Annotated in this window: 11 protein-coding genes; 6 read left to right on the plus strand and 5 right to left on the minus strand. The window is 63.5% G+C overall.

Annotated elements, in window-relative coordinates; all coding sequences use genetic code 11:
• Window positions 1–1710, minus strand: coding sequence for an FAD-binding protein (locus tag ABVN19_RS12530; protein ID WP_028944818.1), 1710 nt, complete (start codon window positions 1708–1710; stop codon window positions 1–3).
• 261 nt (window positions 1711–1971) lie between these two features.
• On the opposite strand from ABVN19_RS12530, the gene ABVN19_RS12535 reads away from it, so the two are divergent.
• A complete protein-coding gene (locus tag ABVN19_RS12535; protein WP_353632813.1) occupies window positions 1972–4617 on the plus strand; it encodes a T6SS effector BTH_I2691 family protein in 2646 nt (881 codons plus the stop codon).
• Window positions 4617–5765, plus strand: coding sequence for a DUF6708 domain-containing protein (locus ABVN19_RS12540; protein ID WP_353632814.1), 1149 nt, complete (start codon window positions 4617–4619; stop codon window positions 5763–5765). Before ABVN19_RS12535 ends, ABVN19_RS12540 begins: the two co-directional genes overlap by 1 nt.
• Window positions 5766–5777: 12 nt before the next feature.
• On the opposite strand, the gene ABVN19_RS12545 is transcribed toward ABVN19_RS12540, so the two are convergent.
• Both ABVN19_RS12545 and ABVN19_RS12550 read right to left on the minus strand, forming a co-directional pair.
• Window positions 5778–7358, minus strand: a complete 1581-nt coding sequence (locus ABVN19_RS12545) for an amidase family protein (RefSeq protein ID WP_028944347.1) — start codon at window positions 7356–7358, stop codon at window positions 5778–5780.
• A gap of 52 nt (window positions 7359–7410) precedes the next feature.
• Entirely contained in the window at window positions 7411–8847 is a 1437-nt protein-coding gene (locus ABVN19_RS12550; protein WP_028944346.1) for a coniferyl aldehyde dehydrogenase, read from the minus strand.
• 176 nt (window positions 8848–9023) lie between these two features.
• On the opposite strand from ABVN19_RS12550, the gene ABVN19_RS12555 reads away from it, so the two are divergent.
• Window positions 9024–10007, plus strand: coding sequence for a flavin reductase family protein (locus tag ABVN19_RS12555; protein WP_028944345.1), 984 nt, complete (start codon window positions 9024–9026; stop codon window positions 10005–10007).
• A gap of 17 nt (window positions 10008–10024) precedes the next feature.
• Window positions 10025–11329 carry an MFS transporter gene (locus ABVN19_RS12560; RefSeq protein ID WP_028944344.1) on the plus strand — a complete coding sequence of 435 codons (1305 nt, stop codon included), beginning with the start codon at window positions 10025–10027 and terminating at the stop codon, window positions 11327–11329.
• Window positions 11330–11459: 130 nt separating this feature from the next.
• Here the strand turns inward: ABVN19_RS12560 and ABVN19_RS12565 are convergent, their stop codons facing one another.
• Both ABVN19_RS12565 and yghX read right to left on the minus strand, forming a co-directional pair.
• Window positions 11460–12179 carry an SDR family oxidoreductase gene (locus ABVN19_RS12565; RefSeq protein ID WP_105642067.1) on the minus strand — a complete coding sequence of 240 codons (720 nt, stop codon included), beginning with the start codon at window positions 12177–12179 and terminating at the stop codon, window positions 11460–11462.
• A gap of 101 nt (window positions 12180–12280) precedes the next feature.
• Window positions 12281–13168, minus strand: coding sequence for a YghX family hydrolase (gene yghX / locus ABVN19_RS12570; RefSeq protein ID WP_105642068.1), 888 nt, complete (start codon window positions 13166–13168; stop codon window positions 12281–12283).
• A gap of 129 nt (window positions 13169–13297) precedes the next feature.
• On the opposite strand from yghX, the gene ABVN19_RS12575 reads away from it, so the two are divergent.
• Together ABVN19_RS12575 and ABVN19_RS12580 are read left to right on the plus strand one after the other, a co-directional pair.
• The gene (locus ABVN19_RS12575; RefSeq protein WP_028944341.1) at window positions 13298–13669 is read left to right on the plus strand and encodes a hypothetical protein; all 372 of its coding nucleotides are present in this window, start codon (window positions 13298–13300) and stop codon (window positions 13667–13669) included.
• Window positions 13670–13672: 3 nt separating this feature from the next.
• Window positions 13673–13855 carry a DUF1289 domain-containing protein gene (locus tag ABVN19_RS12580; protein ID WP_028944340.1) on the plus strand — a complete coding sequence of 61 codons (183 nt, stop codon included), beginning with the start codon at window positions 13673–13675 and terminating at the stop codon, window positions 13853–13855.
• Window positions 13856–13888 lie beyond the last annotated feature (33 nt).

Consider the following 13888-nt stretch of genomic DNA (forward strand, 5'->3'; position numbering starts at 1 on the left):
CTAGCGTTGGCTGGCGAGGTGATTGGCAGCCACGTAGGCAAAGGTCATGGCCGGCCCCAGGGTGCCACCGGCACCGGGGTAGCTGGTGCCCATCACCGAGGCCGAGCAGTTGCCGATGGCGTACAGCCCGGCAATCGGCTGGCCATCCTCGCGCACCACTTGGGCATCGGCGTTGGTCAGCAGGCCCCCCTTGGTGCCGATATCACCAGCGTCCATGCGCATGGCGTAGTACGGCCCCTTGCGCAGCGGCGCCAGGCACGGGTTGGGTTTGACGTTGCTGTCGCCGTAGTAGCGGTCGAACACATTGCCGCCGCGGCCGAAGTCGGGATCGATACCGGTGCGGGCATAATCGTTGACGTCGGTCACGGTGTTTTCCAGACCGGCGGCGTCGACGCCGATCATCTGCGCCAGCTCGGCCAGGGTGTCGGCCTTCCAGTACAGGGTGTTGAGCCACTCCTTGCGCAGGCGGCTGTCGGGCATGACCTGGGCCGGCATCAGCGGGCCCATGGCGTAGTTGTGACGGAAGTGCCCGTCGAAAATCACCCAGGCCGGCACGCTCTTGCCGCCGGTGACTTCGTTGTCGCGGTACATGGCGTCAACGAATTCAAGATACGGCGCGGCCTCGTTGATAAAACGCTTGCCCAGGCTATTGACCACGATGGCACCGGGGAATGCGCGTTCGGCAAAGATGCCACGGGGTTTCTCTTCACCCGGTACAGCGATGGTCGGTGCCCACCAGGCCCAGTCCATCAACGCCGTGGCTGCCCCCTGGGCCAGGCCGGCCTGCAGCGCGGCGCCAGTGTTGTTGCCCGGCGGCGTGGCACTCCAGTCCATGCGCGTGGGCTGCGGCAGATACTGCTCGCGCAGCGCCTGGTTCTGCTCGAAGCCGCCGGAGCCGAGTATCACCCCATGGCGTGCCTTGAGCGTCATCTCGCGCCCGTCACGCACCACCGTCACACCCGTCACGCGGCCCTGCTCACTGACCAGGCCGGAGAAATCGGTGTTCAGCCACAGCGGCACATTGCGATCCATCAACGAACGGCGCAGCGATGCCACCAGCGAACTGCCCAGGGCGGCGCGGCGGTCGTACTTGCTCTTGCGCCGCCACTTGAAGTCCAGCTTGTAGCGCAGCATCAGGCGCAGAATCAGCAGTTGCCAACCAAAGCCCCGGGCCATGGCCTTGTGGGCGTGGCGGGCGGTCCAGGCAATGCGGCCCATCAACAGGGTCGAGGGTGAAGGTTTGCGCAGATTGTCCAGCTCTTCGCCCAGCAGGCTGGTGTCGAACAACTCGGGGTCCAGCGTGCGGCCGCCCGGCAAGGCCCCTGGCAGGTGCGGATAGTAGTCGGGGTACTTCTCCGCCACTGCGTAGCGCACACGGCTGGTGCGGGTGAGGGTTTCGATCATCTTCGGCGCGTTGTCGAGGTAGGCACGCAGGCGCGCTTCGTCCACATGATCGCCCGCAGCGGCCTTGAGGTAGGTCAGGGCCTGATCGACCGTATCGTTACCGCCTTTGCGGGCGAAGTAGTGATTGTTGGGAATCCAGATACCGCCGCCGGAGATCGCCGAAGTGCCACCGTACTTGTCGCTCTTCTCGACGATCAGCACGCTGAACCCCTGATCGGCAAGGAACACGGCTGAAGTCATGGCACCGGCGCCCGAACCGACGACGATCACGTCGTAGGCACTTTGAGTCTGAACTTGAGCTGTCATTATTGTTATGCCATTGGCTGAGAGTCAGTGAGGTTTTACCGGCGCCCTCGCACGGCGACCGGCGGGTGTGCTCCATGATCAGCGCCCCCCTATTCGGACTCATCGTCAAAGCGGACTAGATGTGGAAGGACAGTGTTTGGTAGAGGGGAACAAGCCAGAAGAGAACTTTCCTACATTCTTTTGGGACCACCTGGGAACGACTTGCCCCCGCCCTGCCATTTAAGGTTCGTGCCTTGTGCCACGCATGCTCAAGGACGCCCTATGTTCAGCCTGGATGAAATCTTCGCCATCAATCGCAAGTTCTGTGAACAGCTGAGCGAACCCTTCGACAACAGCCCCGCCGTCACCTGCACCCGCACTTTCACCCTCCTGCCCCTGCGCTACGCCGTCGTCGGTGGCAACCACGGCCAGCGCCAGCAACTGCCCGAGCTGCCAGCGCACCTGCACCACCCGCACCAGGTCGGCGAACTGCAGCACGCCAGCTATGCCATCCGCACCCTGCGCGAGGGCTTTCTCTATGTCCTCGAAAAACGCAAGACCACCGGCCGCTACACCTGGCACCCGCCCTACCGCATCGCCGCCAACGGCTTGCTGTCCCTGACCGAGCCCGGCCTCCCCCATGCCCCACCACCCCCGGCCTTCAGTGCCCAGGATGCAGGACGCCAGATCGCCTGGGCGTTCAATGTCCACGACCTCGACGACCTGCACGAACTGCGGCTGTTCTACAGCCCCGACCCGCTGACCCTGGCAGCGCAGCAACAGCTGCTGCGCCGGCGCGACAGCCTGCCCGCCCTCGACATCCGCAAGTACGCCGCTCCCTCCTGCGCCGTCCCCGCCCCCCATGTGCTGACCCACGACCAGCTCGACACGGTGGTCGACTTCGCCGCCGAAAGCGACCCGGCCCTGCGCAAACTGCTCGACGCCCAGCTCTTCGGCGGCCCGCAGGTGATCTCCAGGGTTGCCTCGCAGCAAATGCTCCAACCCGCTGCCGGCAAGGCCAACCCCCGCGGTATCGCCATCGTGGTCGAGGACGCCATCGGCATCACCCAGGAACTCAACGCCTGGCGCAATGCCGGGCTGGAACAGTTGAAGGACTGGCTGGAAAACACCCCGGCTCCCGACGCCAAGGGCAACCCCGGGCCCAGCAACGAGCGCAAGGTGCTGGTGGCCCAGGCCTTCACCGAACTGCACAGGAACTTCAGTGAGCGCAAGGTTGCCGCCCATGTACGCAAACGTACCCAGGCAATCCGCGAACGGCTCGACGAAAGCAACAACACCATGACGGCGCGTCTTGATCCGCAGCGGTGGCAAGACACCAAGGAACAGATTCTCGAAGCCACCAGCGAGCTCCACCGTCGCGACCTTGAAGCCCGCGCGCAGACCGGCGAGTTTTCCAGGCTGTTCGACGAACGCTACCTGCCACGGGTGGACCTTGCGGCCATGCAGCAACAACTGGCCTGGTTCGAGATTGAGAGTAACAAGGCCCAGGCCGCGGCCGAAGCCCGGGCGGCGGATCACCTGAGCTGGCTGCAGCACCCACGACTGCAGGACGCCCTGGCCCTCTACGACCCCGACGACCTCATCAACGGCCTGTGCTTCGCCCACCAGACCGGCCTCTGCGTAATCGGCATGGAGGGCGTACCGGCCGGCGCCGACCTGCTCAGCCGCTGGTGGCGCGCCGACAGCGTGACCCCCGACAACCTGGCCCTGCGCAGCTTCACCTACAACCAGCGCAGCATTGCCGAAGCCCTGGAGCAAACCCGCACACAGTTGAAATACCAGCCCCTTGAGGGCGACGACCTGAAGCAGTTCGAGAACGCGCTGAAACTGAGCAAGGCGTTGGCCGCGCTGTTCAGCCAGGTGGACGGCCAGCTGGACCTGATCGCCCGACACGGCCATATCAACGCCGCCGGGGCCCTGGCCTGGCTCGGCCAACTGGGCCGTGAAGCCGCAAGGGCCGGCGCCCCCAACAGCCTGGATCGGGCGATGCACCGGCGCCTGGCCAGCTACCTCACCGCCTCGCTCGGTGAGCAAGCCGTGGCCCTGCGCCTGGCCGAACTTGCCCAAGCGGGCCAGGCGCCATCTTCCGGTCGCGTTTCCGCCCCAATCCTGCGACGCCTGGACAGCGCCTATGCCACCAGCCTGCAGAATGCCCACAGCAACTCGTTCTACCGACTGCGGGTGGCTAGCGGCCTGCTGTTGCTGGAGGCCAGCCTGTTGCTGTTGCAAGGGCGACGTGACGACAAGGATCGGCGCTTCTGGAGTGAAGTGGCTGCGGCGGGGTTGACCAGTGTGGCGGCAGGACTGGAACTGCTGGCAGTGGGTACCGGGCAGGCGCTGGCGAATGTCGGGCCGAACAGCGCCACCGCACGGGGGGCGCAGATCAGCCTGGGGCGGTATCGGTTGTGGGGGGCGGGGATGGCGGCTGCGGGGGGATTGGTGAGTATCGGGTGGGATGCGAATGACGCTATCAAGGCGCTGAAACAATCAACAGGCACACCGAATAGCCGAGCCACACTTGCCAGCGCCTACTCCATTCGAGCGACTGCAACATTAGCACTCATGGCTGGACAGGGTGGGATCGCCTTTTCCCAAGCAGGTGCGTATTTCCGTTGGCTAGCGCTGAAGGGTGGCCGCTTTATTCCCGGCGTTTTGTTAGATGTATTGTCCCATTGGGCCACACGCTTAGCAGTCAACCAGACTGCCATGCTGCTACTTGGTCGTATGGCTTGGGTGGGAGGCCTTATCGTGCTGACTGCCACCATTGTATTGCTGATACTCGATGAGAGTGCGCTGGAAAAATGGTGTGACGAATGCTGCTTCAGCCGCAGTCGAGAGACCAACCGTTACAACAGTGCCGAAGATGAATTAAGCGCATTTTTCGATGCCATTGAAGGGACCCTATAATGAATTTCGCAGAATGGGGCTTCTGGCAGGCCATGCTGGAAACAGATGAAGACCGCAAGAGCGACAAAGAAATAGAAAAAAAATACGGTTTAAAAGAAATAGTCGCCTATGAATATGAAGACGATGAAAGTCAGAAAGAAGCGCAGCAGCGCGCCAGCGAAACACCGAGGACTCGAGGACCGGTTTATGCACTTGATGAAAACATCCTGGAAATACGATGCGGAATGCTGGAGGCCAAACGCGGACTTGTAAGCATTTTTTCCATCACAGCAATTACTATGTTGTCGCTTGGATTCTTAGGTGCCGCAGTAGAGGCCAAGTCATTAGTTTTGTTACTGCTTCGTGGCCAGAGCGAGCCTTATGGTCATCATTTGTACCTTGCTGTATTGTTTACCAGCTTGGCTTCTTTGATTTCCTGGTTCTACTTCAAGTATGGCTTTCGTTTTACTCGACTAGAAATGCTCACCTCCCGCCACTTGTTGATTCGATTCAATCGAAAAACCCAGCAAGTCTATCTACACCGCCCCAGCTACTGCGGTGGCATCGTGACCTTGCCCTGGAAAGGCGTGACCTCCTCAGGGTCCAGTGAAAACACCGCAATTGCCGACGGCATCGGCGTGCCACTTCTACTCTACTGGTCACCGCGCGTCACCGGCACCCTTCACCCTGAAGGCGCCTGGGTCGGCAAGGCCGGTAACAACCAGACCGAGCTGCGTGACGAATGGGAGTTCATCCGCCGCTTCATGGACGAAGGCCCCCAAGGCCTGCCGCGGCCCCGCATCACCTCGCATTTCCCCTGGCCCTGGCAAGCCTTCACCCCACAGTTCGAAGGGCTCACCCACTATTTTCGTCGTGCCTCCCGAACAACCAAGGTAGGGCTGCTGCTGATCTGCCCTGCCTTCCTGATCATCGGTCTCGGCCATTGGCTAAGCCTGCTGCTGTGCTGGAAACCGCGCTGGCCGAAACTGATCCGCCAGGCCGGGCTGCCTGGCAAACCCATCCCACCGCTGACCACTCTCGCCGATCGCCCTCCGCATATCCAGGAACGCTTGCGGGCCAACGCGCACCTGTGGGCAATGCGGCCGGGCAAGCGCCCCGAAAAGAAGCCTCGGCGCAGACGCGGAAAATCCGAGGCTGAGCCCTCTTGAACTATCGCTTCTTCAAAGTGCTGCCCGCTTACCCGCCCAAGGCTGCGCCTGTTCCAACTGCCGCGCCATGCGCAACAACCCATCCTCGCCCCCCAGACGTGCCGTGAACATCATCCCTACCGGTAATCCCTTTTCGCTCCAGCCAAGCGGCAACGAGATCGCTGGCTGGCCACTGACGTTGGCCAGCGCGGTAAACCCGGCACTGCCCATGGCGTGCTGGGCATAGCTGTCCCAGGGTTGGTCGAGCGACAGCAGGCCAATGCGTGGGGTGAGGTTGGTGGTGACCGGCGAGAGGATCAGGTCAAACCGCTCGAAATGGCGCTCCATCAACGCTCCAATGGTCTCGAACGACTGTCGAGCCCGATACAGCCCTTCGCCGGTAGTGCCCCGCGCTCGCTCAAGCACCACTTGGGTGATTTTCTCCAGGTCCTGGGCCGTGGCCGCTCTGCCCAGTGCCTGCTCACGGTCCTTCACCAACGTGGTCAGGGCCGTGCCAATCACCGTACCGTGTGCCCCGAACATCTGCCGGGGATCGACCCCCAGTGTCAGCTCTTCAAGTTCATGCCCCAAGCCGGTCAATTGCTTGATGGTCTGCTCCAGAGTCGCGGCAATGGCCGGCTCCAGCGGCGCCCCAGTCAATGATTGGCGCACCACGGCAATGCGCAGCTTGCCCGGTTCACGGGCCAGCTCATCGACATACGGCCGCGCCAGCGGCGCACTCCAATAGGGGCTGCCGGCCTCGTGCCCCTGACCTGCGTCGAGGAACAAGGCCATGTCGCGCACGCTGCGCGAAACCACGTTGCCCACGCTGGCACCAAACCAGCCCTCGAAATGCGCAGGACCACTGGGTGTGCGGTAGCGACTGGGCTTGAGCCCGATCAGCCCGCAATAGGATGCCGGTATACGAATCGACCCCCCACCATCGGTAGCATGGGCCACCGGTACGATGCCGGCCGCTACCGCACTGGCAGCACCACCGGAGGAACCACCCGCACTGTGTTCCAGGTTCCAGGGGTTGCGGGTCTGGCCCCAGAGCAGCGACTCGGTGGTGGTGGTCAGGCCGAATTCAGGGCATGTGGTCTTGCCGAACGGCACCGCGCCGGCCTGCTCGTAGCGGGTGATCAGGGTGCTTGTGCTGGCCGCCGCCGGCGCATCCTTGAACAGGCGGCTGCCATTGGTGGTGGTGGTGCCCTTGAGGTAGGTGTTCAAGTCCTTGATCAGGATCGGCACGCCGGCCAGCGCCCCCTGGGCCAGGGTACCGGCCTGGCGGCGTTGGGCCAGCAAGGCGCGGGCGTAGTCCTCGTGCAGCATGTTGACTGCCTTGACCTTGCCATTGACAGCACTGCAGCGGGCCAGCGCCGCGGCGAGCAGGTCCTCGCCGCTGAGCTCGCCCTTGCGCACCGCCTCGCTCATGGCCCAGGCATCCAGGCCCTGGTACTCACGGTCCGAGAGGCCCGCAGCGCGTGCATCGGCAAAGCGACCGAGCAAGCCGACGCCCGCGGCCAGGGCGCCGGCCTTGAGAACGCTGCGCCGGGGCCAGGTGGCAGGCCCTTCAGGAGTCGAAGGCGTTGGGGCGGTGCTGTGCTCGGTCATGAGTGCTACTTCCTGTGCTGGTCTGAAGGCGTGCATCAAGGGACGGTCAGGGTCAATCGGCGGTTACCAGTGCGGTCATCGCTGCCAGGTAATGCTCGCCATAGGGCGGCAGCAATCCCCACTCGCGGCGTGGGTCGTGGGCCGGGGCTTTGAACACGGTACGCATGTGGCTGAATTCAAGGAACCCCTCGCGCCCGTGATAATGCCCAAGGCCGGAGGCACCCACACCGCCGAACGGTGCATCGTGCATGGCGGCGTGCATCATCACATCGTTGATGGTCACCCCGCCCGACAGGCTGTGCTCCAGTACATGGCGCTGCTCATTGAGGTCGGTACCGAAGTAGTACAGGGCCAGCGGCCGTGGGCGAGCGTTGATTTCGGCCAGCACCTGATCGATGTGCTGATAGGTCAACACCACCAGTGCCGGGCCGAAGATTTCCTCGCGCATGATCAGGCAGTCTTGCGGCGGGTTGACCACCACCTGCAAGGGACGCCGGCGATCCCGCGCATCCAGTGGCACGGCTTCAGGCAGGCATTCGACCCGGGCACCCAGTTCGCGCGCTTCGCGCACATAGCTTTCGACCCGCTCCACATGGCGCTGGTTGACCACCGCCACCACGTCCGGATTGCCGGCCACGGTGGGATTGAGTTCGCAGTAGGTGCTGCGCAACGCGGCGAGGAAATTTTCGAGTCTCGCCTCGGGCACATAGACCAGGTCCGGGTTGATGCAGATCTGCCCGCCGTTGCTGGCCTTGGCCACGGCGATACTGAAGGCGGCGCGGGCAACGTCGGCGCTGGAAGAAACGATCACCGGCGACTTGCCGCCCAGTTCCAGGGTCACCGGCACCAGGTGCTGGGACGCGTTGCGCATCACCGACTTGCCCACCTCGGTGCTGCCGGTAAAGACCAGGTGATCGAACGCCTGGCCGGAAAATACCTTGGCCACCGAAGAGTCACCGGTGATCACGGCCACCTCCAGCGGGTCGATGTATTCGGCGAACAGGTTTTCGAGCAGTTGCGCAGTACGCGGCAGTACGTCCGACGGTTTGAGGATCGCCCGGTTGCCTGCCGCCAAGGCCGAGGCCAGTGGGCTGAGCAAGGTGTACAGCGGCGCATTCCAGGTGCCGATGATGCCGACACTGCCCTTGGGCTGGTGCATCACCCAGGCCTGGGCGCCCATCTGGTCATAGGGGGCAAACGGCGGCCGCTGCTCGTCCTGCATCCAATGTTCGAGGTGATCGCGGGCGTGCTTGAGCGAAGACAGGGAACCCACCACATCGTTCATCAGCGAGAAGCCGGCAGGTCGTCCGCCAAAGTCCAGGTCGATAGCCTCGGTCAGTTCGCCGTGGTGGCGCACCAACAGTTCGATCACCTGCTGCAGGCGCTGGCGGCGGGCGGTGGCGCTCACGGCGCCGGCGGCATTGAAAGCGTCCTTCTGGCGCGCCAGCAGGCGGGTCAGTTGGTCTACGGATGGGTGTGCTGAAGTCATCGATTTCCCCTTGCTCACGTGGGTGGCGGCTGGCGCCACACTAGCGAGGCACAAGGGCCTGCGCCTCGTCCGATCGGACGAGAACCCGGCAATTGCGTTAGTCCGTTAAGACGATGTCTGCACAAGGCCTGCGATCGATACTGGCAACACGAAAATCCCACCCCATGAGGTCAGTCATGGCAACGCCAAACATCGGTTTCGACCCCCAGGCCTTTCGCACCGCGCTCGGCACCTTCACCACCGGGGTCACTATCATTACCACCCAGGCCGAAGACGGCTCGCCAGTGGGCATCACCGCCAACAGTTTCAACTCGGTATCGCTCAACCCGCCGCTGGTACTCTGGAGCCTGTCGAAAAAGGCCCGCAGCCTGCCAATTTTCAGCAGCGGCAAGCACTGGAACGTGCATGTGCTGTCGACCGAGCAGGAGCAGTTGTCCGGGCGTTTCGCCACCCAGGGCGAAGACAAGTTCGCCGAGATCCAGTTCGACAACGGGATCAGCGAAGCGCCCCTGCTGCAAGACTGCACCGCACGTTTTCAGTGCCGCACCGCGTTCCAGTATGAAGGCGGCGACCATGTGATTTTTGTCGGCGAAGTGCTGGCGTTCGATCACAGCGAACGCGCACCGCTGGCCTTCCAGAGCGGCCAGTACGCCTTGGCCACGCGCAAGCCGCGCAGTGAATTGCGCCTGGCCACCACCCCGCCGCCGCCCGAGTGCAGCTACACCGAGGACCTGCTCGGCTACCTGCTGGGACGCGCGCATTACCAGTTGCTCAATGCCCTGCGCTTGCTGCTGAACAACCAGCAACTGGACGAGCAGGCGTTCTTCATCCTCTCGGTGTTGTGCATCCGCGACAACCTCACCCTTGACGAGATCAACACCTTCGTCAATTACACCGGCCACGCAGTGACGCTGGCGAGCATGCGTTTTCTGGAGCGCCAGAACCTGGTGGCCATCGAAGGCGAGGTAGGGCAACTGCGCTTCGTGCTCACCGCCAACGGCCGCGAGGCGTCGTTACAGCAACTGGCCTTGGCCAAGGTGGTGGAAGAAGAACTGTCGGCCAAGCTCGGTCCTGCCGATGCCCAGGCGCTGAAGGTGCTGCTCAAGCGCCTGATCGTGGTCAGTGACCCCGGTTTGCCGGATTTGTGGGCACCGCGTTGACCGCCGACGCGCGGGGCATGCCGACGTCCGCCGCTGTCGGCTGGCGCAGCCACGGCTTGTTGCTGTTGTTGGCGATGGTGTTTGCCGACAACTTTGTCGGCCGGCAGATCCTGGCGGTGATGATCGACCCGATCAAGGCCGAGTTCGGCGTCGGCGATACCGCCATGGGGCTGATCTCCGGCCTGGCGTTCGCCGCCGTGTACGCGGTGCTCGGCCTGCCGGCCGGGCGCCTGGTCGACCGTTTGCCGCGTACCCGCCTGCTGGCGGTGTCGTGCCTGCTGTGGGCACTGGCGACGATGGCCTGCGGCCTGGCTGGCAGCTTCATGGTGCTGGCGATTGCGCGCATGCTGGTGGCGGTGAGCGAGTCGCCCACCACCTCGGCTTCGCTTTCGCTGATCGCCGACCTTTATCCGCCGCACCGGCGCTCGTTCGCCATCAGTTGTTTTACCGCTGCGCCGACGTTTTCCTCGATCATCGGCTTGAGCATCGGCGCCTGGGTGGTGGAACACTATGGCTGGCGCAGTGCATTCATAGCCCTGGGCGTACCGGCGCTGCTGTTCTGCGCATTGTTGGCGCTGGTGCGCGATCCCTTGCGCGGTCGCTGGGACCTGGCCAGCAGCGCCCCCGCCACGCCCGTACTGGGCCTGGGCAGCGAGGCGCGCAAGCTCTGGGCCCTACCCGCCTACCGTTGCCTGATCCTGGCTGGCGGCCTGACCACCTTGAGCTCTTATGCCATCGGTATGTGGAACACCAGTTTCCTGATTCGCTCCCATGACCTGTCGCTGCAGCACGCCGGCATGCTCGCGGGCGTGATCTGCGGCGTAGCGGCCGGTATCGGCGGCCTGTTCGCCGGCTGGCTCAACGACCGCCTGAGCCACCGCAGCCCACATTGGCAGATCCTCATCCCGGTGCTGGGCAACCTGATTGCCCTGACGGCGTTGATCATCTACCTGTTGTGGCCGGCAGGCGTGCTGACCCACTTCGCGGGCGTGCCCATTCCTGTCGCCATGCTCTGGTGTGCGTTGTACAGCTTCTTTGTGGTGTGGTGGGTGGCACCTTCGTACAACCTGGTGACCCAACTGGTGCCCGCCAGCCGCCGTGGTACTGCGATGGCCTTGCAGACCATTGTCAGCACCTTGCTCGGCGTGGGGATCGGGCCACTGTTGACCGGGCTGTTCAGTGATCTGCTGGTGACGCAGTTTGCCGAGCAGTCACTGCGTTATGCACTGGTGCTGGTGAGTTTGCCGTTGCTCGGATCGGTGGCGTTGCTGGGGCGTACGGCGATGCATGCGGGCAAACATGGCTATGGCCGGGGGCTTTGAAACAGCGGCCTTCACAGACAGCATACGGTGTAGCCGCTGCCGCCAGGCTGCGATCGACTGCGCAGCAGGCGCTCAGGGTTTACGGCCGCTTTGCGGCCGATCGCAGCCTGGCGGCAGCGGCTACATGAGGCTAGAACCGCTCATCTCCTATCGACGGCAGGGTCAGCTCCTTGACGAAGCTGGCCGCCGACAGGCTCAGGGCCAGGCGCACCACCTGGACCACATCATGCACCGGGATCAACTGCCCGCCGCCTCGCTGCTCGGCCAGCTCGCGCGGGGTCGCCAGTGGGTCGTCGGTATTCAAGTAGCCCAGGTTGAGGCAGGTCACGCCCAACTGCTGCTCTCGATAGCCTTCGCGCAAGGCATCGGCCATGCCACGCAGGGCAAACTTGGAGGCACTGAAGGTGACTTCGGGCCGACCGCTCTGGGTCAGGCCAGAGGTTGAACCGGTGAGGATGATGCGCGGACGGGCACTTTGCAGCAGGGTGGGCAACAGGCGCTTGATCAGGACCAGGGGCGAGGTAATGTTGCAGCTGACAATGGCCTCGATCTGCCCGTCGTCATCGCCCTGAAAGTCATACGCCGGCGAGAAGGCCTGTTCTTCCCAGATGCCCAGGTTGTAGATCAGCGTGTCCAGCCCTTGCCCGGCCACGGCCTGCTCCAGGCGCTGCGCGGCGTCGCGCGGATGGGCCAGGTCAGCCTCGACCCACTGCACCTGTACGCCGGCTTGCATCACCAGCCCCTGAGGCTGGCTGCGCGACACGCCAATCAAGGTATCGCCTGCCCCTCCCAGGCCCTCGACCAATGCCCTGCCCAATCCTTTGCTGGCACCTACCACCATGATCTTCATCGCCTGTTTCCTTACGTGGCTTGCTGAAAGACCCGGCATGCAAACAGGGCATTGATGACTTGGCAAATCGGAGCTTGTATCAGGATGTGTGCCTGTTCAGCCTATGCCAGGTAACGCCGGAACCAGGCCAGAGTCCGCTCCCAGGCCAGGTTCGCCGCCGCTTCGTCGTAGCGCGGCGTGGAGTCGTTGTGAAAACCGTGGTTGGCGCCGGGGTAGAAGTAGGCCTCGTAGGTCTTGCCCGCAGCCTTGAGCGCCTGTTCGTAGGGGGGCCAGCCTTCGTTGATACGGGTGTCCAGTTCGCCGTAGTGCAACAGCAAGGGGGCCTTGATTTTCGGCACATCCCTGGCATCGGCCTGGCGACCATAAAACGGGACTGCCGCGCCCAGTTCGGGGTACGCCACGGCGGCGGCATTGGCCACGCCGCCGCCATAGCAGAAGCCGGTGATGCCGACCTTGCCGGTGATGATGTCCTGCTTCATCAGCCATTCGATGGCGGCGAAGAAGTCATTCATGAGCTTTTCCGGATTGACCTTCTCTTGCAACGCGCGGCCCTTGTCGTCATTGCCAGGGTAGCCACCCACCGACGTCAGGCCATCGGGTGCCAGGGCCACGAAGCCTGCCTTGGCCAGGCGCCGGGCGACATCCTCGATGTAGGGGTTCAGGCCACGGTTCTCATGCACCACCACAACCCCGGGTACCTTGCCCTGGGCCTTGGCTGGACGCACCAGGTAACCGCGAACCTGGCCGTGGCCCTTGGGCGAGGGATACAGGATGTAGTCGGCGACGATGTCCGGGTCGGTGAAAGACACCTGCTCGGCCAAGGCATAGTCTGGGCTCAGGGATGCCAGCAAGGCCCCGGCGGTCATGCCGGCAAAGGCAAACGCCGCCGCCCGGTCAAGAAACTCGCGGCGGTCGATCCGGCCATGGGCATAGTAGTCGTAGAGTTCGAGCAGTTCAGGGGCAAAGTCTTTGGCAGTCAGACGTTCCATGGATGCGCACTCTGTCGGATGTGACAAGGAAACAAGCCTGATTCATTAAAGCAGGCCAGGCGCACCCTGGCCCAGGCGCCGCGATCGCGTATGATGCGCGCCCTGCCCCACGAACGATTGAAGGCCCCCATGCAGATGAGCAAGCGCGAACAGGCACAGCTTGAGCGACGCCTGGTAGCGACCCTGACCGAGGCCTGCGAGACGGCCAAGGCACAGGTCATCGGGTTTTCCTGGCTGACGCACGTGGTCGACTATGCACGCTTCCCCACCAGCCTCAAGGTGATCTGGGTATTCGAGACCCAGGCAGACCAGGATCGCGCCCTGGCCGCTGGCCAGGACCGCTACATGGTCGAGCTGACAGCCATGGCCCTGCAGGCCTGCGACCTGACCCTCGAACGGGTGGACGCGCTTGTACACTTTGATTCCGAACAGCAGTGCCAGCGCGCCAACGCCGGCAATTGGCCCCAGCGTCTGGCACGCGTGTACGCCTCGCGAGGTTGACCCATGGCCAAGGACATCGAAAACCCCTGCATTGCCGTGTGCCAGCTAAGCGGCGACCTGTGCCTGAGTTGCGGGCGCAGCAAAGAGGACATCCGCCAGTGGAAACGCATGAAGCGACCAGAAAAAATGGCTGCGGTGCAACGCGCGCGAGTACGCATGAAAAGCGTGCAGAAGAAGAAATCCTGAGGGTGCGGGCCAGAGCAACGGTCTTGCTCTGGA

The sequence above is a fragment of the Pseudomonas vranovensis genome (assembly GCF_040438935.1).
Taxonomy (GTDB): domain Bacteria; phylum Pseudomonadota; class Gammaproteobacteria; order Pseudomonadales; family Pseudomonadaceae; genus Aquipseudomonas; species Aquipseudomonas vranovensis.

What these genes read in the sequence shown, in the direction of transcription:
- ABVN19_RS12580 (WP_028944340.1), top strand. Translation starts at nt 13,673, where the DNA reads ATGGCCAAGGACATCGAAAACCCCTGCATTGCCGTGTGCCAGCTAAGC.
- ABVN19_RS12575 (WP_028944341.1), top strand. Translation starts at nt 13,298, where the DNA reads ATGCAGATGAGCAAGCGCGAACAGGCACAGCTTGAGCGACGCCTGGTA.
- ABVN19_RS12560 (WP_028944344.1), top strand. Translation starts at nt 10,025, where the DNA reads ATGCCGACGTCCGCCGCTGTCGGCTGGCGCAGCCACGGCTTGTTGCTG.
- ABVN19_RS12535 (WP_353632813.1), top strand. Translation starts at nt 1,972, where the DNA reads ATGTTCAGCCTGGATGAAATCTTCGCCATCAATCGCAAGTTCTGTGAA.
- ABVN19_RS12540 (WP_353632814.1), top strand. Translation starts at nt 4,617, where the DNA reads ATGAATTTCGCAGAATGGGGCTTCTGGCAGGCCATGCTGGAAACAGAT.
- ABVN19_RS12550 (WP_028944346.1), bottom strand. Translation starts at nt 8,847, where the DNA reads ATGACTTCAGCACACCCATCCGTAGACCAACTGACCCGCCTGCTGGCG.
- ABVN19_RS12545 (WP_028944347.1), bottom strand. Translation starts at nt 7,358, where the DNA reads ATGACCGAGCACAGCACCGCCCCAACGCCTTCGACTCCTGAAGGGCCT.
- ABVN19_RS12555 (WP_028944345.1), top strand. Translation starts at nt 9,024, where the DNA reads ATGGCAACGCCAAACATCGGTTTCGACCCCCAGGCCTTTCGCACCGCG.
- yghX (WP_105642068.1), bottom strand. Translation starts at nt 13,168, where the DNA reads ATGGAACGTCTGACTGCCAAAGACTTTGCCCCTGAACTGCTCGAACTC.
- ABVN19_RS12565 (WP_105642067.1), bottom strand. Translation starts at nt 12,179, where the DNA reads ATGAAGATCATGGTGGTAGGTGCCAGCAAAGGATTGGGCAGGGCATTG.
- ABVN19_RS12530 (WP_028944818.1), bottom strand. Translation starts at nt 1,710, where the DNA reads ATGACAGCTCAAGTTCAGACTCAAAGTGCCTACGACGTGATCGTCGTC.